18 protein-coding genes are annotated in these 20,950 nt (G+C 46.4%); all 18 read right to left on the bottom strand.

The features are described 5' to 3' along the window. Window positions 1-97 precede the first annotated feature (97 nt). Window positions 98-361 carry a DUF3243 domain-containing protein gene (locus M1D71_RS10780; RefSeq protein ID WP_145318791.1) on the bottom strand — a complete coding sequence of 88 codons (264 nt, stop codon included), beginning with the start codon at window positions 359-361 and terminating at the stop codon, window positions 98-100. Window positions 362-481: 120 nt separating this feature from the next. Continuing rightward, window positions 482-1,252, bottom strand: a complete 771-nt coding sequence (ymfI, locus tag M1D71_RS10775; protein WP_026081137.1) for an elongation factor P 5-aminopentanone reductase — start codon at window positions 1,250-1,252, stop codon at window positions 482-484. A 1-nt stretch (window position 1,253) separates the two neighbouring features. Then, the gene (gene yfmH / locus M1D71_RS10770; RefSeq protein WP_458126417.1) at window positions 1,254-2,534 is read right to left on the bottom strand and encodes an EF-P 5-aminopentanol modification-associated protein YfmH; all 1,281 of its coding nucleotides are present in this window, start codon (window positions 2,532-2,534) and stop codon (window positions 1,254-1,256) included. A 3-nt stretch (window positions 2,535-2,537) separates the two neighbouring features. Next, window positions 2,538-3,818: an EF-P 5-aminopentanol modification-associated protein YfmF gene (gene yfmF, locus M1D71_RS10765; protein WP_074094590.1), complete on the bottom strand. Its 1,281-nt coding sequence runs from the start codon at window positions 3,816-3,818 to the stop codon at window positions 2,538-2,540. A 128-nt stretch (window positions 3,819-3,946) separates the two neighbouring features. Further along, complete coding sequence (gene sleB / locus M1D71_RS10760) at window positions 3,947-4,780, bottom strand: spore cortex-lytic enzyme (protein ID WP_458126416.1); 834 nt, start codon at window positions 4,778-4,780, stop codon at window positions 3,947-3,949. A gap of 191 nt (window positions 4,781-4,971) precedes the next feature. Continuing rightward, on the bottom strand, window positions 4,972-7,710 hold the full coding sequence (locus M1D71_RS10755; RefSeq protein WP_458126415.1) for a DNA translocase FtsK: 2,739 nt from the start codon (window positions 7,708-7,710) through the stop codon (window positions 4,972-4,974). A gap of 89 nt (window positions 7,711-7,799) precedes the next feature. Beyond that, window positions 7,800-8,030 carry a YlzJ-like family protein gene (locus M1D71_RS10750; RefSeq protein WP_458126414.1) on the bottom strand — a complete coding sequence of 77 codons (231 nt, stop codon included), beginning with the start codon at window positions 8,028-8,030 and terminating at the stop codon, window positions 7,800-7,802. Next, entirely contained in the window at window positions 8,027-8,800 is a 774-nt protein-coding gene (locus M1D71_RS10745) for a ClpP family protease (protein WP_458126413.1), read from the bottom strand. Before M1D71_RS10745 ends, M1D71_RS10750 begins: the two co-directional genes overlap by 4 nt. A gap of 214 nt (window positions 8,801-9,014) precedes the next feature. After that, on the bottom strand, window positions 9,015-10,694 hold the full coding sequence (locus M1D71_RS10740; protein ID WP_076208870.1) for a ribonuclease J: 1,680 nt from the start codon (window positions 10,692-10,694) through the stop codon (window positions 9,015-9,017). A gap of 474 nt (window positions 10,695-11,168) precedes the next feature. Beyond that, window positions 11,169-12,047 carry a 4-hydroxy-tetrahydrodipicolinate synthase gene (gene dapA, locus M1D71_RS10735; protein WP_458126412.1) on the bottom strand — a complete coding sequence of 293 codons (879 nt, stop codon included), beginning with the start codon at window positions 12,045-12,047 and terminating at the stop codon, window positions 11,169-11,171. Between the two features lie 47 nt (window positions 12,048-12,094). Next, window positions 12,095-13,312 carry an aspartate kinase gene (dapG, locus tag M1D71_RS10730; protein WP_458126411.1) on the bottom strand — a complete coding sequence of 406 codons (1,218 nt, stop codon included), beginning with the start codon at window positions 13,310-13,312 and terminating at the stop codon, window positions 12,095-12,097. Between the two features lie 381 nt (window positions 13,313-13,693). After that, window positions 13,694-14,290 carry a dipicolinate synthase subunit B gene (locus tag M1D71_RS10725; RefSeq protein ID WP_458126410.1) on the bottom strand — a complete coding sequence of 199 codons (597 nt, stop codon included), beginning with the start codon at window positions 14,288-14,290 and terminating at the stop codon, window positions 13,694-13,696. Further along, entirely contained in the window at window positions 14,287-15,186 is a 900-nt protein-coding gene (gene dpsA / locus M1D71_RS10720) for a dipicolinate synthase subunit DpsA (RefSeq protein WP_458126409.1), read from the bottom strand. Before dpsA ends, M1D71_RS10725 begins: the two co-directional genes overlap by 4 nt. Window positions 15,187-15,341: 155 nt before the next feature. Next, entirely contained in the window at window positions 15,342-15,788 is a 447-nt protein-coding gene (gene dut / locus M1D71_RS10715) for a dUTP diphosphatase (protein ID WP_186327706.1), read from the bottom strand. After that, the gene (locus M1D71_RS10710) at window positions 15,748-17,031 is read right to left on the bottom strand and encodes a M16 family metallopeptidase (protein ID WP_458126408.1); all 1,284 of its coding nucleotides are present in this window, start codon (window positions 17,029-17,031) and stop codon (window positions 15,748-15,750) included. The genes dut and M1D71_RS10710 overlap by 41 nt, the downstream gene beginning before the upstream one ends. A 97-nt stretch (window positions 17,032-17,128) precedes the next feature. Continuing rightward, complete coding sequence (locus tag M1D71_RS10705; protein ID WP_458126407.1) at window positions 17,129-18,124, bottom strand: polysaccharide deacetylase family protein; 996 nt, start codon at window positions 18,122-18,124, stop codon at window positions 17,129-17,131. Window positions 18,125-18,287: 163 nt separating this feature from the next. Next, window positions 18,288-20,390, bottom strand: coding sequence for a polyribonucleotide nucleotidyltransferase (pnp, locus tag M1D71_RS10700; protein ID WP_458126406.1), 2,103 nt, complete (start codon window positions 20,388-20,390; stop codon window positions 18,288-18,290). 257 nt (window positions 20,391-20,647) lie between these two features. Continuing rightward, on the bottom strand, window positions 20,648-20,917 hold the full coding sequence (gene rpsO / locus M1D71_RS10695; protein ID WP_056700672.1) for a 30S ribosomal protein S15: 270 nt from the start codon (window positions 20,915-20,917) through the stop codon (window positions 20,648-20,650). Window positions 20,918-20,950 lie beyond the last annotated feature (33 nt).

Raw genomic sequence — 20,950 nt, 5'->3', positions numbered from 1 at the left:
TGATATATAAAATGAAAATGAATTACAAGAACAGCTCTGTAATCCGTTTGTAATCATTAGAGAAAAGCCCCCTTGCGGGAGCTCTTCATCTGTAATCTTATGCGTTTTGTTTGGCCAATTTGACCATCAGGGTCGCAATCGTACGACGCTCATCAGCATCGCCGACATCCCATAATTCTTTCAATGCCCGGTTGGAATGGTTCGCTGGATCGACTTTCTCATCGAGGAAATCGCCGATTTCATACGCAAGTTTGTTGATGGTATCTTCACTCATTCCCATCTTCTCTGCTTGCAGTACGCGGTCACCCAAGAACTTCTTCCATGTGTCAAAACTGGAGAGCACTGTTTTTTCTGTTGACATGATAAATCCTCCTTAGCTGTCGCATGAGATTTAAAATCAACCAGTTGTAATATGTGCTTTCGAGACATTTTATATACGAGCATTTTGAAAATATTAGAGACGGCTGCTTTCCAACAACCTTCACGTTAACCAACCGCCATTTGGACTAATAATCTGCCCATTGATATAACCCGATTCAGGGAGCGCCAGAAAATAAACCAGTGATGAGATTTCATCAGGTTGGGCAAGTCTACCTGCCGGAATCTCCTCTTCCAGCATTTTCAGTTCACTTTGATCGAGATGGTTCAACATGGATGTCTGAACTGCGCCAGGTGCCACAGCATTTACGGTTACTCCGGATGGCGCGAGTTCTTTCGCGAGCGCTTTGGTGAATGCATTCACCCCGCCCTTGGTTGTGGAATACAGCACCTCACAAGAGGCGCCTGACAATCCCCAAATCGACGACACATTAATAATTCGGCCATACCTTTGGGAGATCATGTGAGGCATCATTTCCTGTGTACACATAAATGTACCTTTCAAATTGATTGCCATCACTTCATCCCAGATCTCCTCTGTAACATCAGACAACATTCCATAGTGCGAGATCCCTGCGTTGTTCACAAGGATATCTGGCATGAGATTGTGTGACTCCAGCTTCTCACGCATACGCTCGATCTGTTCACGGCTGCGAAGATCCGCAGACACGGTCATGATCTTGCCACTGCCCTGTTCCATGCATCGTCTGGCCGCTTCATTCGCTGCTTCATGCGATTTCATATAGTGTATAACGACATTCATTCCCACTCTGGCGAAACGTTCTGCGATAGCCGCTCCGATACCACCGCTTGCTCCAGTAACCAGTACAGTCATTTCCCCAATTGCCTTCAATTGTCCTGTTCCCCTCTCCATATCAAGGACTCACGACTAGCGATACAGCCAGTTGATCCCAGCGAATATGCTCTCTCAGTCTGAGATTCACATCTTCCAGTGTAATCGATTCATAAAGTGGGAGCATATTGAAGAAATCACCGCCACGGAATTGCTGACGTGTGAATTCATGTGCAATGTTCTCCGGAGAATTGAGCATACGCAAATATCCGCCTATTTTCTTTTTGCGTGCACGTTCAAAGTCCGTGGATTCAAACCCTTTCTCCACAATAGCATCCACTTCTTCACGTATACGCGCGAGTAGTTGATCCGGGTCTTTCGTATCACCACCTATGGCCGAAAACGCATATTGCGGCGAACTGTTATACTCATATCCAAAGCTATCGGAGATCAGATCCTCGTCATAAAGCTTCTGAAATAACTGTGTGCTTGAGCCGAACAGAAGATCCATCATTAACTGCGTTGTCATATCTCGTCGCAACAATTGTTCTCCAGTGAGTCCAACGTCCGTCTCTTTGAATCCAAACAAACATTTGGGCAGTGAAACAGCCAGCTTCGCTTCCCTTCTGGCTTCGCCTACCTGCTCAGGCTCTTGTTCGAAGAAGCGTTGAATACTCCCCTGGGGCTTGTAATCTTTCTGTTTCTGGTTCGAACGAACCATATCAATGACTTCCTGTGGATCTACACCACCCACGACGAACAAGAGCATATTACTCGGGTGATAGAAGGAGTTATAGCACTCATATAACATCTCTTTCGTAATCGTACGGATGGACTCCACCGTTCCTGCAATATCGATATGCACCGGATGTTTCTGATACATGGCTTCGATTAATCCAAAATAAACACGCCAATCCGGATTATCAGCATACATGTCAATTTCCTGTCCGATGATGCCTTTTTCCTTTTCCACATTTTGATCCGTGAAGTAAGGGTTTTGCACAAAGTCGACTAATGTTTGTATATTTTCCTTCACATGTTCGGTCGCTGAAAACAAATAAACCGTCTGATCAAAGCTCGTAAAAGCGTTAGCTGAGGCACCATGAGATGCAAACGTGGCAAAAATATCACCCGTTGGTTCTTCAAACATTTTATGCTCCAGGAAATGGGCGATCCCATCCGGAATCTTCACTTCTTCCTGCCCTTCAACCTGAAAGTGATTATCCACTGACCCATACTTCGTTGCAAACGTAGCATACGTTTTCTGGAATCCCGGTTTAGGCAAAATATAGACATGCAGTCCGTTATCCATTACTTCGTAATATAGTGTTTCCTGCAAATGCTCATACCGAATGCTCTCCACCGATTATTCCTCCTTCTCGTCCCGCAAGAAATAAATCGTATCCAGACGGAATTGTTCTGCCGCCTCACGAACATCTTCCTTGCTGATATGTTCTACCTGTGCCAACAGTTCTTCAGCCGTTCTCTCTTTGCCTGACAACTGCCGATTGAAGTCATAAGCGATCATCTCAAAGGCGGAATCCTGCATTTCTTTAAGCAGGTTACGAATCATCGCTTTGGTTTGGGACATTTCGAGATCACTGATCGTTCCACTTTTCATTTCTTCCAGCTGTTGTTTGATGATGGTTACGGCCTTTTCATAATTGGGGATTTCAATCCCGGATTGAATCGTTGCAATGCCTTTATGTCCGTCATATCGCGAAGACGCGTAATACGCCAAGCTTTCTTTTTCACGTACATTCACAAATAGCTTGGAATGCGGATATCCGCCAAGAATACCGTTGTACATTAATGCTGCTGCATATTGAGGATCTCCATAGGTGATCGATGTGCGGAGTCCCATATTGAGTTTTCCCTGACTCACATTAAGTCGCTCAACAACGGTTTCCACTTCCTTATCTCCTCGCACTGCTGCCTGTGTCTGGTAATCGGAGGAAGACGTTCGATCTACATTGAAATGACGCTGAACGAGGTTCTCAACCTCCTCCAATGTCGTGTCACCCACCACATACAGATCCATACTCGCCTGTTGCAGCCATTCCTGATAAGATGCAGTTAGTGTGTCGGGTTCAATCCCAGGCAGATCCTTTCGCTCACCCAGTGGATGAAGACGGTATGGTTCGTTCTTGCACATTTCCTCGATACTGCGTTCAGCGGCATAGCGCATTTTATCATTCACGATGGACTCCAGCTTTTTCCGAACCGTCTCTCGCTCTGCTTGTACATAAGACGTCCTGAAATGTCCATTCTCTTGTGCAGGTCGGGTAAGAACCTCTCCAAGGAAGGCAAATGAACGATCCAGTAGCTGCTCATCTCCACCAACAAAGGAATCATTAATGGTATCCATTCGGAACTGTACAATCTGGTAATCTCCGCGTTTATAAACGTCAAAACCAAAACCCGCTCCATACAGATGTTCCAATTGTTCACGAAATTGCGTTGTTTCCGGATAAGACTCCGTGCCGCGCCGGAGAACAAAAGGTGTCAGTGCTACTTTGGTTACCGTATCTTCCCGCAAAGGAACTCCTGCATATAGCGATATCGCGAACGTTTTGAAACGTTTGGTCGGAAGCACATGTATACGAAACTCTCTCTTGCTGCCTCGTTCGAATCCTGATGTATTCAAATGTCAAAACCCCTTTACGGCGTCATTTATCGTGCACTCATCTTGAAGCTTAAACGTAACAACCATTTTAACCCAATCAAAAGGCAAGAAGCAACCGAAGTCACGCCTTCTGGTTGCTTCCAACATCATCACATACAAAAAATATGCTGCCCGATTGTTTTCACCTGTGGGCGGGTCCAGATCCATTTGGATGTTGCTGTCTTCGGATTAAAATAATAGAGGCATCCACCGGATGGATCCCAACCATTCAATGCCTGTTCAACTGCCTTTTTGGCTTGTGCGTTCGGTTCCAGATATATCTGTCCGTCTGCTACAGCCGTAAATGCACCTGGCTGAAAGATTACGCCAGAAGGCGTATTTGGAAAACTTGGTGAATTTACGCGATTCAGAATTACTGCTGCGACTGCGACTTGACCTTCAAACGGTTCCCCCCGGGCCTCGCCATATACTGCGTTAGCCATAATTTTGAGTTCATTCTCCGAGAGACCGAGTGCATTGGCAGACCCCATATTATCTTGCTCTTTGTCTGCTGTGTTGTTGTTGCCGCCTCCCCCATCCCCACCTGCGGAATCCTTGTGCAATGGTGGTTCTGTTGGCGACCATTTGGTTGAAGCGTTATACAGCTTTAGCTTGGTTTCAGCACCAACCACACCGTCTGCTTTCATCCCAAACTCGGATTGAAACCATTTGACGGATTTCAGCGTGCTGCTGCCAAAATTACTATCGATTTTACCATTGTAAAATCCCAGGTACTTCAGACGACCCTGAAGCTCATATACATCCTGACCGTAACTTCCATATTTCACTGTATTGCTGCTAAACGTAGGCAAGGCCTTTTCTTCTACCTGCGGTGTACGCTCGGCGGAACTTTCAGTTGCTGCATTCCCAGGAAGCAAATAACGAATTCCCAATGCGGATATCAGCAAAATAGCAGTGAAAAGCCAAAGATTCATTTTTCGCATCGACTGTGCTCTACCTTTCTCTTGTGGGATTAACAGAATCGCTAAGGTTATTATGACAAGCCTGCTTGCTTCCTATGCACCAAAACATCCGATCTTTGGAGTAGATGGCAAAACTTCAGTTCGATGGGCAAGCAAAAGCCCTCAACCAATTAGGTTGAGGGCTTAAACGATCATTATATCTAGCCTATATACTACGAGCTTATTTTATTTTGTTGATACTGTTCAAGTGAAACCAGTACTTCCCTTGGTTTACTACCCTCGTAAGGACCAATTACACCCCGGGCTTCCATGGAGTCAATCAAACGCGCTGCACGTGTATAACCCACCCGCATACGACGTTGTAGCAGGGATACTGAAGCTTGTTTTGCCTCCAATATAATCTGTACAGCCTGCTCATATAACTCATCCTGTACTTCGTCTGCCGCCTGAACGGAGTCATCCACCTCAGGTACGATGGACTCATCATACTGCGCTTCACCTTGACCACGTACATAATTAACAATATTCTCGACTTCTTCGTCGCTCATGAAGGCACCCTGTACACGCACCGGTTTTGATGCGCCCATTGGCATGAACAGCATGTCTCCACGGCCCAACAGCTTCTCAGCCCCACCCATATCCAGAATCGTCCGTGAATCCACTTGAGAAGATACCCCGAAGGCAATTCGGGATGGAATGTTGGCCTTGATTACCCCGGTAATAACGTCAACGGAAGGACGTTGCGTCGCAATAATCAGATGAATCCCGGCTGCACGAGCCATCTGGGCCAATCGTGCAATTGCATCTTCCACATCTCCGGCTGCAACCATCATGAGATCTGCTAGCTCGTCCACAATGACAACGATATAAGGCAGAACCGCTGCAGGATTATCTTTCATCAGATTATTATAGCCTTCAACGTTCCGCGTACCTGATTTGGAGAACAGTTCATATCTCTTCTCCATCTCGACCACGATCTTTTTGAGAGCAAGTGACGCTCGTTTAGGATCTGTTACTACCGGTGCCATGAGATGGGGAATTCCGTTATATACGTTTAACTCAACCATCTTGGGATCGACCATCAGAAACTTCACTTCATCCGGCTTCGCTTTGTACAATATGCTGGTAATTATTCCGTTAATACATACCGACTTACCGGAACCTGTAGCACCCGCAACCAGCAAATGGGGCATACGAGCCAAGTTACCAATGATCGTCTGTCCGGAGATGTCACGGCCGAATGCAATGGTCACTTTGGATTCTGCATCCTGGAACGTTGCCGTCTCCATCACTTCACGCATTGTTACAACTGACACCTCGCCATTAGGTACTTCGATACCTATAGCGGACTTTCCGGGAATCGGTGCTTCCATCCGGATATCCTTTGCCGCCAGGGCCAACGCGATATCATCAGTCAGACTGACAATCCTGCTAACCTTGACACCAATATCGGGTTGAATTTCGTACCTTGTAACGGCAGGACCCCGAACCACTTCAAGCACTTTGGCGCGAACACCAAAGCTCTCCAGTGTGGCTTCCAGCTTGCGTGCTGTCTGCATATAATCCTTCTGGTCACCCGCCTTGCCGCCATTGTTCGGCTTGGCAAGGAGACGGAATGACGGCAACTTGTAAGGTTTCGGAGGTGGAGGCGGTGGTTTGATTGGTTGTGCGTCCTGCCCCTCAAGAACTGGACTATCTGTTCCCGGCGTTGCATCGCTTGGCACTTCTTCTCCACTCTGAATGTTATCCACAGCATTCGGCACATTCGTTCCCGCATCGGATGCAGACCACTCAGTCTCTACCAGTTCATCCGTTATTTTAATAGCACGCTCGCCATCTTGAGCTGAGTTGGAATCAGTGAGATCATCCGGGAAAGGATATGCATCGTCCAGATCATCTTCGATGCTTGCATCTTCCGTTCTGACATGCTCGAAGAAGTCTCGAATGATCGGTGCAGAGTTAGGTTTAGCTTGTACAGGAACAGATGACGAGACAACGTTGTTCGCTACGTCTCCCGCTTCTTCCTGCCATGCTTCCGAATCGTGATTCTGAACGGCCCGGTATACAATCTGTTCCGCTTCCGCTGAATCCACCTGATTCAATTCACGTTCTGACTTCGCACGTTCGCGATCAGCTCCCCATTTTCCAAACAGTTGGAAAAATATTGGCGCTTTTCGTTTTGGCAGATGCTGTTCCTCTAATTCATCCTCATATTCGTCTTCATCATCATCAACAGGGACAGGTACCACTTTACGAGCGTTCCCTTTCTTCCTGCCACCAGGAGCTGAAGCAGAACGTGCAGAGGGCCTCGACTCCAGCTTCTTGTACATCGTACTCCCCGCATCCCAGATCTTGGTTCGAAATATTCGAATCAGATCCACATAAGAAAGACTCGTAATCAGCATAAAGCTGATCACAAACATTACGATCATGATGAGCCTTGCCCCAAGGCTGCCGAATAGCCACAAGAACAGAGCAAATTGCCCAGCTCCAATATAACCACCGCTGATATCCTTGTTAAGCATGGAGTCCCTCTCACCTGGTGCAGCAGGGGTTAGCAACTCGGTTTGCATATCATTATGTACCTGTGTAATGACAGCACCAGGCTCAAGCGCACCAACCGGAATGAGTTTCTGGTGCATCGCAGAGACGGTACTCATCAAGGTTAAAGCAAAGACCAGCAATACCAGTCCTGTCTTGCGCGTGGTCCAACCACTAGGCCATTTCCGATGAATCATCACCATGAGACCATAATATATACCAACAAGTGGAATCGCAAAATAAAACTTACCAAGCATCAGTCCGAACATCTTGGAAAGCGAACGTCCAACGGTGGCTTCACCCGATAATGCAATAACAGCAAGGGTTATAAGCACAATCCCGTATATCTCATATTTTAAAACGCCACTAAAACCAGCGCCCTTTTTTTTCCTCTTTTTTCTTCTGGCCAAAATCAGGTCACCCCCAGAAGAATATTATACCATACAAATATAATCCGTACATATGTTCTTTTCTGCTCAATTTGTCTGAATTCGTCGTGTTATGCTGACCCCGAGTTACCAGAAAGCGGGATGGTTGAACCCGGCATATTGGCAGGATTGAGATAGGCTTCAAGTGGACAATCCAGCAATCGTACAATAACGGCTTCATTATCATTCACTGGCCTTACCTGCATTAATAATCCATTCATCTTGATCTCTCTCGTATCTTCACTCTCTCTCCACATGCCTGACCATAGTTGTTCAGGGGGCATCACAGTGTATAGTGTCATTGGGTATAACCTCCCGCTTGCAGGGTCTGTCTGTTGTCTCCTATGAGCTGATTTAACCGCGCAATGGCCTGACCAATACCACCAACTGCATCCATTAGTCCATATTTCACTGCATCTGCGCTTCCCACAGCTGTACCAATATCCCGGTTCAACTCACCGGTCTTAAACATCAGTTCCTTGAACATCTCTTCAGATATATTTGAATGTGAAGTGACGAATCGAACAACCCGTTCCTGCATTTTCTCCATGTACTCAAATGTCTGAGGTACACCAATGACAAGGCCGTTCATGCGAATGGGATGGATCGTCATCGTCGCACTTCCAGCAATGAGAGAATACGTCGAAGCTACAGCGATCGGAACTCCAATGCTATGCCCGCCTCCAATGACCACAGTAACCGTAGGTTTGCTCAGAGAAGCAATCATCTCTGCAATAGCCAGACCCGCCTCTACATCTCCACCTACCGTGTTCAGAATGATCAGAATACCTTCAATACGCTGATTCTGTTCTGCAGCGACAAGCTGTGGAATAATATGCTCGTACTTTGTTGTTTTATTTTGTGGTGGCAAAATTAAATGACCTTCCACCTGTCCGATAATGGTCATACAGAAGATATTCGATTCTCCTGCTGGCGACTGTGTCTGCCCAAATTGCTGAATAGTCTCCGTCACGGGAGAGATGTCCTTCTCCCCCCTGATCGGCATTTCCGGTGCTTCAACCTCCGGCTGATTGGATTTTGACGCCTGCTTGTCATTCATACGTTCATTCATTTCGTTAATCCCCTTCTCCAGAAACATTTAATGTATTTCCTTAGTATGGGGAATTTTCCAACCCACTTATACCCGCTACATCAAATTGCTTCACATTGTGGCGATCTCCTTGAAAAACGCAAAAAAGCCCCTTCTCTACGAGGAACCGTCCAATATTACTCGTAGAGAAGGGGCGACTGTGTGCCTGAATATATGTTTTTTTGTTTAGCCTATTTTAAACTTCCATAATGATTGGCAAAATCATCGGTCTGCGACGAGTTTGCTCATACAGGAAGCGTCCCAGTGCATCTTTGACATTCGTTTTGAGTGAAGCCCACTCGTTAACGTTCTCACTCATCAACTTCTGCAATGTGCTGCTTACGATCCGGTTAGCCTCATCCAGTAGGCCTTCCGATTCGCGTACATACACAAATCCGCGGGAGATGATGTCAGGACCGGAAACAATTTTTCCATCCTGTTTGCTCAGTGTTACTACGACAACAAGGATACCATCTTGTGACAACAATTTGCGATCACGAAGTACAATGTTACCCACGTCACCTACACCCAAGCCGTCGATTAACACGTTACCTGCAGTAACTTTACCTGCTCTACGTGCTGCTCCACCTTGAATTTCAATCACTTCACCAATATCCGTGATGAAAATGTTTTCCGGCTCAACACCTACAGATTCCGCAAGAACTGCGTGACGGCGCTGCATACGGAATTCACCGTGAATTGGCAAGAAGAATTTCGGTTTCATCAGGTTGAGCATCAGTTTCAGCTCTTCCTGGCTACCGTGACCAGATACGTGAACGCCACTGTTAGCACCGCTGTAATGCACGTTAGCACCCAGACGGAACAGTTCATCAATCGTACGGCCTACATATTTTTCATTACCTGGAACCGGTGTTGCAGCGATAATCACGGTGTCGCCTGGCAGGATGTCCACTTTACGGTGCGTGGAACGAGCCATGCGTGTCAATGCTGACATTGGCTCGCCTTGGCTTCCTGTGCAAAGAATCACGACACGATCAGCAGCCATCTTGCCTACTTCTTCGGGTTCAATGATCATGCCATCCGGAATCTCAAGGTAACCCAGCTCAGAAGCAATACCGACCACATTAACCATGCTGCGTCCGATAACTGCAACTTTACGTCCAGTTACTTCTGCTGCGTTGATTACCTGTTGGATACGGTGTACGTTGGAAGCAAATGTAGCTACAACAACGCGTTGGCTTGCTTTACGGAAGATATCTTCCAGAACGATACCCACATTTTTCTCCGATGGTGTGAATCCAGGTTTCTCAGCGTTCGTACTATCGGACAAAAGCGCAAGCACGCCATTGGTTCCGATCTGCGCCATACGCTGAAGATCTGCATATTGACCATTGACTGGAGTGTGGTCAAATTTGAAGTCACCTGTATGAACTACTGCACCTTCTGGTGTTTCGACACATACACCAACGGAATCCGGAATACTATGGTTAGTAGCGAAGAACGATGCTTTCAGTACAGATCCAAGTTGGATCTCGGAATCAGCATCAATCAGAATACGTTTTGTTTCACCCAGCAAGTTCGCTTCTTTCAACTTGTTTTCTACAAGTCCAAGCGTAAGTCTTGTTCCGTATACAGGAACATTCAGATGTTTGAGAACATATGGCAGACCACCAATGTGATCCTCATGTCCGTGAGTAAGAATAATTCCTCTTACTTTATCACGGTTCTCAGTCAGGTAAGAAATGTCAGGAATGACAATATCAATACCAAGCATATCTTCTTCAGGGAATTTAAGACCAGCATCTACGACTACAATGTCGTTAGCGTATTGGATGACGTACATATTTTTACCAATCTCGCCTACGCCGCCCAATGCAAAAATCATCAGTTTATCGTTATTATTTTTCTTAGACAAATGAATCTAAACCTCCTATGGTAGTTGGACGTCGTACCTTATTATTTATTGTAAGTTAAGAAAAGTAGTCCATGCATTACATGCCCACCTACCGGGATGAATGCAAAAGAACACCTTTATTCACGATATCTGGAAGAAGTTCTTTGAAGTTATTCCCTTATACCAACAAGTTGGATTGAAATGCCCTCTTAGCCGTTCCTTCCTTTTTCACCGCAAAGCCACACCACGAAACGATGTCGCTTTCAATTTCAAAAAAATACCGCACCCAGTCACTTGACATCATTATACATGATTAAAAACAAAAAAAACAAGTCACTCTCTCGTTAACCTGTAGGTTTCCCCTTAGCAATGAAAAAGAAACCTCACTTTTACGCATCAAAAAAAGAACCGCAACCTCGAATAAGAGGAGCGGTTCTTTTGCTGATTTGATGGATATCCCATAATTAATAAAATAGTTCCAAATACAACTACTGATTACAAATTAAGCAGACCTTTGATATACACCTGCTCCTCTTCCGTTGGAGGAATAAGAGGCAAACGTACAGACCCAACGTTTAAACCACGCAATGTCAGCGCATATTTCACCGCTACTGGGTTCGGTAAGGGTTGTGGACACTCAAACAGACCTTTGAATACCGGGAACAGCTGCTGATGAATCTGAGCAGCTTGAAGAGGCTCCCCTCCGTAGAAGGCATCAATCATTTTCTTCATCTCTGCACCTACGACATGACTCGCCACACTGACGATCCCATGAGCACCAACCGAAATCGCTGGCAAGCCTGAAGCGTCATCACCGGAATAGACTCTGAAATGCTCCGGAGCACTTGCTGCGATCAACGTCACCTGCTCCATAGACGCACATTCCTTCGTAGCGACGATGTTAGGAATCTGCGCAAGACGAAGCGTTGTTGCAGCTGACAGGCTGGTTACTGTACGCCCAGGCACGTTGTAAAGCATAATGGGCAGCTTGGTAGAGCCCGCAATCGCTTCAAAATGTTTGAACAAACCTTCCTGGCTCGGTTTGTTGTAATACGGAACAACCAGCAATATGCCATCCACCCCGGCACGTTCAGCTTCCTGTGTCAAATGGATGGAGTGTGCCGTGTTGTTGCTTCCCGTACCGGCTATAATTTTGCACCGACCGGCCGCATGTTTCACTGCAAATTCGAATAATTGAACTTTCTCAGTATCACTAAGTGTTGGAGACTCCCCTGTTGTTCCAGAAACCACGAGTGTCTCCGACTTTTGATCTACAATCAGATAGTCGATGAGACGTGCCGTTTCCTCCCAATGAATCTCTCCTTGTTCATTGAACGGAGTGACCATTGCTGTAATCAATCTTCCAAAGTCCAATTCGATTCCTCCTTCAAAACAGGTTTGGCTCTTCTAACTTCAGTTAATTACAAATGAAGTTCGAATGAGGCGTGAAGTGCCCTCAGGGCCTGAACCATATCTTCTTTTTTTACGAGTACCCAGATCGTTGTATTCGAATCTGCTGATTGCAGGATCTGGATGTCTGCCAGTGTTAGGGACTCCACGATACGAGCCATAATTCCAGGTACACCATTAATGCCTCCGCCAATGACGGAAACTTTGGCACAACCGGACAGGCTTTGTGGCTTGAGGCCTTCCTCCTGCAATACATGTATGGCTTTCTCGGAATCACTGTCAAAAACCGTATAGACAACACCAGAGGGGGTAACATTAATAAAATCAACGCTGATCGAATTCTCAGCCATGGTTTTGAATACTTTCAATTGCAATCGATCTGCACCACCAGGCACATCCACCGTAATTTGCGTTACATTGCTTACATAGGCAATCCCTGTTACATAACGGTCAACAATGCCTGTCTGCACATCCTGAAATCCTTCCGGATGCGTAACCAGCGTTCCTTCCGTATCTGCAAAAGTAGATCTTACTCGCACTGGAATCTGTGATTGCATGGCAATTTCGACCGCACGTGGATGGATTACCTTGGCGCCGTGGTGGGCCATGTTACAGATCTCTGCATAACTCACAACAGTCAGTGGACGCGCATCCTCAACAATCCGTGGATCTGCGGTGAGTATACCGTTCACATCCGTGTAGATATCTACCATTTCGGCACGTAATGCTGCACCGAGAGCAGTTGCCGACGTATCACTTCCCCCACGACCCAATGTCGTGAAGTCTCCATTCTCCGTCTGGCCTTGGAATCCGGTTACAATAACGACCCGTCCAAGCTGAAGCTGCTCCAACACACGAACAGGACGGACATCCAATATCCGGGCATTCCCGAAATTGTCGTCCGTCACAAAACCTGCTTGTGCACCGGTCAGCACTGTAGTTGGAATGCCTTCATGTTCGAGCAAACTGCTCAAAGTTGTAGCAGATATGATTTCACCACAGCACAGCAGTAAATCCTTTTCGCGTGCGGATAGTGCGTTTCCGTTCTGTGCAGCCCAGTCCAGCAACGTATCAGTCGCATATGGCTCGCCGCGGCGCCCCATCGCAGACACCACGATGACCAGACTCAATCCTGCCTCAAGTTCACGTTTAACGTGACGGAGCACATGCTCTCTCGCCTGAACAGTGGAGAGAGACGTGCCTCCGAATTTCTGTACCATGATACGCATCTTTTATTCCTCCATTTGTGTACGCAAGAAGATTGGACACGGGTCAAATCAACAAATGGATCACCCTAGGGAGCGTTCTGATGCGATAATTTCAGCAATTTATACGGCATTCCATGCCGCTCCTCGTTTTTTTGTAATTGTCTGGGACAATCGCAAATCAAAGGTCGCGGTTGTTATCGAGATCAAGACGCATACATTCACACTAGACCTCTCCCGCTTGCTTAACCTTGATACCGGCAAGCAGGAATGCCCTTATAGACAGGAACGTGGACACAAGTAGCTATTCAAGCCAGCTTATCGTCCCCCATGATTTTCTTTGTCTCTCAAACCCTTTATTCATTTCTCCAAGCGCATAAACGTTGTCACCCAGTCATTATTCCATCAAGCCTGTGAAGAACGCTGCACAATCATCGGCTGTAGCTGTTTGCCCTCAAGCGCACTCCAGCAAGCCTCTGGAATCAATTCCATTTTGGCGACTAACGAGTTTGGTTTTTTCACTGGATCGTCTTGCCCAAATGGCACAAAATACAAATATTTGGCCACGAGAAGTTTGGCGATATTCGCAGCATTCAAGCCCAGACCGTCATTCGTGGAAATAGCGAGCACAAGCGGACGCTGATTACGCATCTGTGCTTTGGCTGCCATTAGCACTGGACTGTCGGTCATTGCATTAGCCAGCTTGCTTGTTGTATTGCCTGTGCATGGAGCAATGACCAGCACATCAAGCAGCTTGGAAGGCCCTAATGGCTCCGCTTCAACAATTGTAGAAATGATATCATTACCTGTTATATCTTTCAACTGTTTATGCCAATTTTGCGCCGTACCGAAGCGTGTATCCGTCGTCAGAACCGAATTCGAAATAATCGGAATGACATTGGCACCTTCAGCCACGAAGCGGCTAATTACCGGCATAACCTCTTCAAACGTACAATGAGAACCCGTAATTGCATAACCTACCGTTTTTCCCTGCCAGTTCATGATTTAACCTCCCGTGCGTTCTGTTCTTCCAAAAGCAAACGGATCAACGCGTCGGCAATAATGCCGCCAGCCGTTTTGGGAGCAACAATGCCGGGGAGGCCAGGTGCAAGTAGCGCTTTGATACCGCGTTTGTCGGCAAACCTGAAATCACAGCCGCCAGGAGCGGATGCGAGGTCAATAATGACAGCCTTTTGCGGCATTCTGGACAGGATTTGTGCTGTGATTATCATAGTCGGTATCGTATTAAAAAGCAAGTCAACTTCCCCGGTTTGAGCGGCCAAATCCGTTGTCATGAAAGGCTTCCAGCCCATTATAGTAGCGCGGGCAGCATCCTCTTCCCGCCTGATTCCTACCCGTACATTTGCTCCAAGTCCCTGCAGTGTTTTGGCCATTGTGAACCCTGTTCGACCGATACCAAGCACGATGCATTCCGAACCGTGGATTGTGAAGTCCGTCTCCCGAATAGCTATGGCGATGGCTCCCTCAGCCGTTGGAATAGAGTTGTAAAGTGCAATATCATCACGATCAAGTACTTCGACAAGTCGCAACCCGTTATCTAGACAAAGTTCACGCAAGAATGGTTTTGCCATACCCGTGAACACAATGCAATGCTCCGGCAATGCTGCGATATGTTCCTTCTTCAAATAGATCGGTGTTTCACTGAACGAAGTACTTACCTTTCCCTGATCATCGCAACCGACGACAGGTAGCACCAGTACATCTGCCGAAGCAAACACTTCGTCCTCCAGTTCCTGGTGTTCGATACCTGGAATGGAACGCTCCAGTTTGTCGAAACCCACCACACTTACCGTTGCATCCAGCTCAGCGCACTTTTGAATGACTTCAAGCTGCCGCGCATCTCCGCCCAGGACTACAATCCGGACTCCGGTCAGCATCGGGACGTCACTCCTTTCACCACATGTATGCCTTATCGTATGCAGAGGCCCACAGGGGGGTGAAAACAATAATGCATTCGACTACCCGCATCTTGAACACAAAAAGAGCCGCCCCTGTCAGGGACGACTCCAAAGAATGGGAACACTCACGCTGTTTATTTCCCGGTATGACCAAATCCGCCTTCGCCACGTACCGTTTCCGAAAGTTCATCTACTTCCGTCAATTCAACTGTAGGCACGGTCTGGAAGACGATCTGTGCGATGCGCTCTCCCCGTACAATCGTGAACGGTTCCTGACCCAGATTAATCAACAGCACTTTAACTTCTCCGCGATAATCCGCATCAATGGTACCCGGTGTGTTGAGGCAGGTAATTCCATGTTTGAAAGCCAGTCCGCTCCGAGGACGGATCTGTGCTTCTAATCCAGCAGGCATTGCCATCGCAAGACCCGTTGGAATCAGTGTACGCTGACCCGGCTGCAGAACAACCTCTTCCTGAAGTGCAGCCACTACATCAAAACCGGATGCCAGTTCCGACATTTTTTGTGGCAATTTAATATCTTCATTGCCCGGCAGTTTCTGTATTTGAACGTAATGCAACAAAATCATCCCTTCTCAATCCAGCGATCGTCTTATCAGAAGCACCAACCATAGCAAGCGCAAACGGCTCGGCGAACATCAGATCGAGTACCGCGTTAATATCGTCCATTGTTACTTGCTCAATTTTGGTGATCATCTCATCCAGCGTATGGTGTCTGCCCAGCATCAGCTCGTTTTTGCCCAGACGATTCATACGACTGCCTGTGCTTTCCAAGCTAAGAATCAGACTGCCCTTCAGTTGCTCTTTCCCTTTACGAAGTTCATCTTCGGACAAGCCGTTTACAGCCAGGTCACGCAGAACCTCTTTGGTCAGGTCAAGCACCTCTTTTGTCTGTTTCGGTGCTGTACCCGCGTATATTGTGAAAAGTCCACTGTCCGCATGAGAGCTATGATAGGAATACACGGAGTACGCAAGACCCCGTTTCTCACGAATTTCCTGGAACAATCTGGAGCTCATGCCTCCACCAATAGCGTTATTCAGAACAACCATAGCGAATTGCAGCGGATCCCCGATTTTACAACCCGGGAACGAGATACAAATATGGTTCTGTTCCGTTTTCTTTTTGTGAAAGAGCTGTCCGCTCTGGAATGCCGGCATTGTGACTGCTTCAGTTACTCCGTTTACATCAAAAGCACCAAAATGTTTCTCCATCAGATCGATTACACTATCATCAATATTACCCGCGATACTAATGACCGTGTTCTCTATTGTGTAATGCTCCTTCATATATGCACGCAGATGGCTGGAATCCATCGCTTTAAGACGTTCTTCCGTACCCAGAATAGGGTAAGCAAGCGGGTGCTCACCATATGCGGCCAAGGCCATCAGATCATGAACCATATCATCTGGCGTATCTTCATACATTGAGATTTCTTCCAGAATGACGTTTTTCTCCTTGATCAACTCACCATCATCCATTTTGGAGCGGAAGAACATATCAGACAACACATCAACCGCAATCGGCAAATGTTCATCCAACACTTTAGCGTAATAACATGTGTATTCTTTGGAAGTGAACGCATTCACATTACCACCGATCGCATCGAATTGCTCCGCAATCGCCTTGGCATCATACCGATCCGTCCCTTTGAACAACATGTGTTCAATAAAATGTGATACTCCGTTACTTGCAGGTTGCTCATTGCGCGAACCTGTCTTGACCCATATTCCGAAAGACACAGAACGACAGGTCGGTATCTGTTCCATCACAATTCTGAGGCCATTGCCCAGCTGAATTTTTTTCATGGTTGGCCCTCCTACATCTCTATAATTGCCTTGATCTCAATCGAAATTGAAATCGACATTTGGTTCCAACTTTTTGATATTAACAAAAAAAACACGTTCACTCAACCGCGGACGCATTTACGCGTTCCGAAGACAACGTCTCACTTACCGTTCCAAGCACGAGACCTTTAGCCCGTATGGACTGAATCATCCCCTTCAAAGCCCCGGAAGAAGAAGCTGTTGGGTGCATTAGAATTAACGTGCCGGCCTCGGTATTTTTTGCAATTTTGGCAACAACGGACTCTGGGCTTGGCTTACGCCAATCCACAGTATCTACAGTCCATAACACAGTTTGCAGTCCCATGGATGAAGCAATATCTACAGTCTTTTGATTAAAGTCACCGGAAGGCGGAGCAAACCAGCGATTTTCCACACCGAGTGATTTATGGAGCAAATCCTGGGTTTTGCTAATTTCTAGCCTGGCCCGTTCTGCGCTCAATCGACTCATGTTAGGGTGAGAATATGCATGATTGGATAACTCATGCCCACGCTTCTGAATCTCCTTGGCCAGCTCAACGTTTTTGCTTAACCAGCTTCCATCCAGAAAAAAAGTCGCCTTCACTTTCTCGGCATCGAGCGTATCCAGCATCGGTATAATATATTCGTTCCCCCAGGCCACATTAATCATAAAAGAAACCATCGGTTTGCTCGCATTCCCCCGATAGATCGGATGTGCACCCAAATCCTTAAGCTGAATTTCCGGTTGAATCTGACGATAGATATACGCTATCTTGGTATTCAACGTTCCACTCAATGCCTTACGGTATGTCGCTTCCACATCAATTTCCATGCCATTATAGCCAGGAATGGCTTTCCATACCCGATCCACTCTGGCATTCACCGGAGCAATTCTCGTTTCAGCCGCTTTATCCCGAATTGCCGACAACAGGGCATCTTCTCCGGTCGCTTCTTTGAACATATCAAACGCATTCTGCGTACCTGGCCCATCACGGATCTCCGTAATGTATGTACGTACACTGCCAACTTGTCCGATCAATATGACCGCAGTCACACCCGCCAGAACAGCCGCCAGTTTTTTGGATTGGTTTCCCACAGCTCCATCCTCCCGCCGTCTTTGTCCCCATCATATGAGGACAAGGGCAAGAATATGAATACAAAGCCATGGTTAACATATTTAAGCGTTAAAAAAAGAGCCAGAAATTCACATTCTGTCTCTTCATTCAATCTATCCATTTATAACCTGCCGCTTCGGTATCCTAGGATTGAGCCGGAGCTTCAGCAGTCAAAACTGCTTTACGGGACAAGTTGATTCGGCCTTGTGGGTCAATTTCCGTTACTTTCACCGTAATGGAATCTCCAATGGCTACAACATCTTCAACTTTGGCAACACGTTCAGTTGACAGTTGTGAGATGTGTACCAGACCTTCTTTGTTCGGAAGTACTTCAACGAATGCACCGAATTTCTCAACGCGTTTTACTTTGCCGACATAAATCTCGCCGACCAATACTTCGCGCACAATACCTTCGATAATCGCTTTGGCTTTATCATTCATCTCCTGGTTGGAAGAAGCGATAAAGACACGTCCATCCTGTTCAATATCAATTTTAACACCGGTTTCTTCGATGATTTTATTAATAATTTTACCACCTGCACCGATAACATCACGGATTTTGTCCGGATTGATATGCATAGTCGTAATTTTAGGCGCATATTGTGATAACTGCTCACGTGGAGTATTCATCACTTCAGTCATTTTGCTCAAGATATGCAAACGACCTTCTTTGGCTTGAGCCAATGCTTCAGACAAAATTTGACGATCAATCCCATCAATTTTGATGTCCATTTGAATTGCAGTTACACCTTCAGGAGTTCCGGCTACTTTGAAGTCCATGTCACCCAGGTGATCTTCCATACCTTGAATATCACTCAGAATGGATACATGATCTCCATCTTTGATCAGACCCATAGCTACACCCGCAACTGGAGCTTTGATTGGTACACCTGCATCCATCATAGCTAGTGTGCTGGCACAGATACTTGCCTGGGAAGTTGAACCGTTGGATTCCAGAACTTCGGATACCAGACGAATCGTGTATGGGAAGTCTGTTTCGGAAGGGATTACTTTGGAAAGCGCACGCTCACCCAGAGCACCATGTCCGATTTCGCGACGGCCTGGAGCACGCAATGGACGAGCTTCACCTACGCTGAATGGCGGGAAGTTATAGTGATGCATGAAACGTTTCGTTTCTTCAAGGCTGATTCCGTCCAAAATCTGAACATCACCCAGTGCACCAAGTGTACATATGCTAAGTGCTTGTGTTTGACCACGTGTGAACAAGCCTGAACCATGCGTACGTGGCAGCAGGGAAGTATCACATTCGATTGGACGAATCTCAGCAAGTCCACGTCCATCCGGACGAACTTTATCATGCGTGATCAGACGACGCACTTCTTCTTTAACGATATCGTGCAGGACTTCCTTCACGTCTTTGAGCAATTCAGGACTTTCAATATATTTCTCTTCAAAGTGAGCAACGGTTTCGTCATTCACTAGATCGATTGCATCTTGACGAGCATGTTTCTCGGCAATTTTAACCGCTTCAACCAGACGAGCGCTTGCGAAATCACGCACACTGCTGTTGACTTCAGCATTAACGGCATGCAGCTTAACAGCCATTTTTTCTTTACCGGCAACTTGCACGAGTTTTTCGATTACGCCAACAATGTTTTTGATCTCGTCATGTCCGAACATGATTGCTTCGAGCATCACTTCTTCCGGTAATTCGTTAGCTTCAGCCTCAACCATCATGATGGCATCCTTGGTTCCTGCAACTACCAGCTCAAGTTCACTGACTTCAAGCTGTGCAATCGTTGGATTAATGATGAACTCACCATTAATACGTCCAACTTTCACGCCACCAATAGGTCCGCTGAATGGAACATCCGAGATGCTCAGTGCAGCTGATGTACCGATCATTGCAGCGATTTGCGGTTCACAGTCTTGATCCACACTCATAACGATATTCAGAACTTGTACATCATTCCGGAAGCCTTCCGGGAACAATGGACGAATTGGACGGTCTGTCAGACGGCTTGAAAGAATTGCTTTCTCACTCGGTCTTCCTTCACGTTTAATAAATCCACCCGGAATTTTACCTACGGCGTACAATCTTTCTTCATAGTTCACCGTTAATGGGAAAAAGTCCAAATCTTTCGGCTCACTTGATGCTGTCACGGTACACAATACAACGGTATCCCCGTATGTCACCTTAACGGCAGCATTAGCCTGCTTGGCCAAACGCCCGGTTTCAAACGTAAGCTTTCTTCCGCCAAGCTGCATTTCAACACGCTGTTCCATGAAATTCCTCCTTTTATTCGTCCTAACTCAATGGATTCTGCATATTCACAGTATTTCCTGCTTGTCCTGCATTCATTAGCTATGTATAACCTTGCAACATGCTAATCTGCACAACAAAAGCTCCTCACGGAGCCCCATCTACAAATATATGGCAACATGTTCATCTACAAAACAACCCGGCTGTAAGTTCCGCTTGTCCTTTTAGACAAAAGAATGACGGATAACAGCCAGGTTGGTTTTGAAAACATGTACGATAATTAACGACGCAATCCGAGTTTTTCGATCAGTGCGCTGTAACGTTTAACATCTTTGTTTTTCACGTAAGCCAAAAGCTTACGACGTTGACCTACCATTTTCAAAAGTCCACGACGTGAGTGGTGGTCTTTCTTATGCGTACGCAAGTGGTCTGTCAAACTTCTGATGTTTTCCGTAAGGATAGCAACTTGCACCTCTGGAGATCCTGTATCGGACTCGTGAGTTTTGTGCTCGTCGATCAGTTGTTGTTTACGTTCTTGAGTCAATGCCATCCTGTTCACCTCCTTCAATATAATCGCCATTAG

The sequence above is a fragment of the Paenibacillus sp. Z3-2 genome, assembly GCF_054161325.1.
This window is presented reverse-complemented; position numbering and strand designations above follow the sequence as displayed.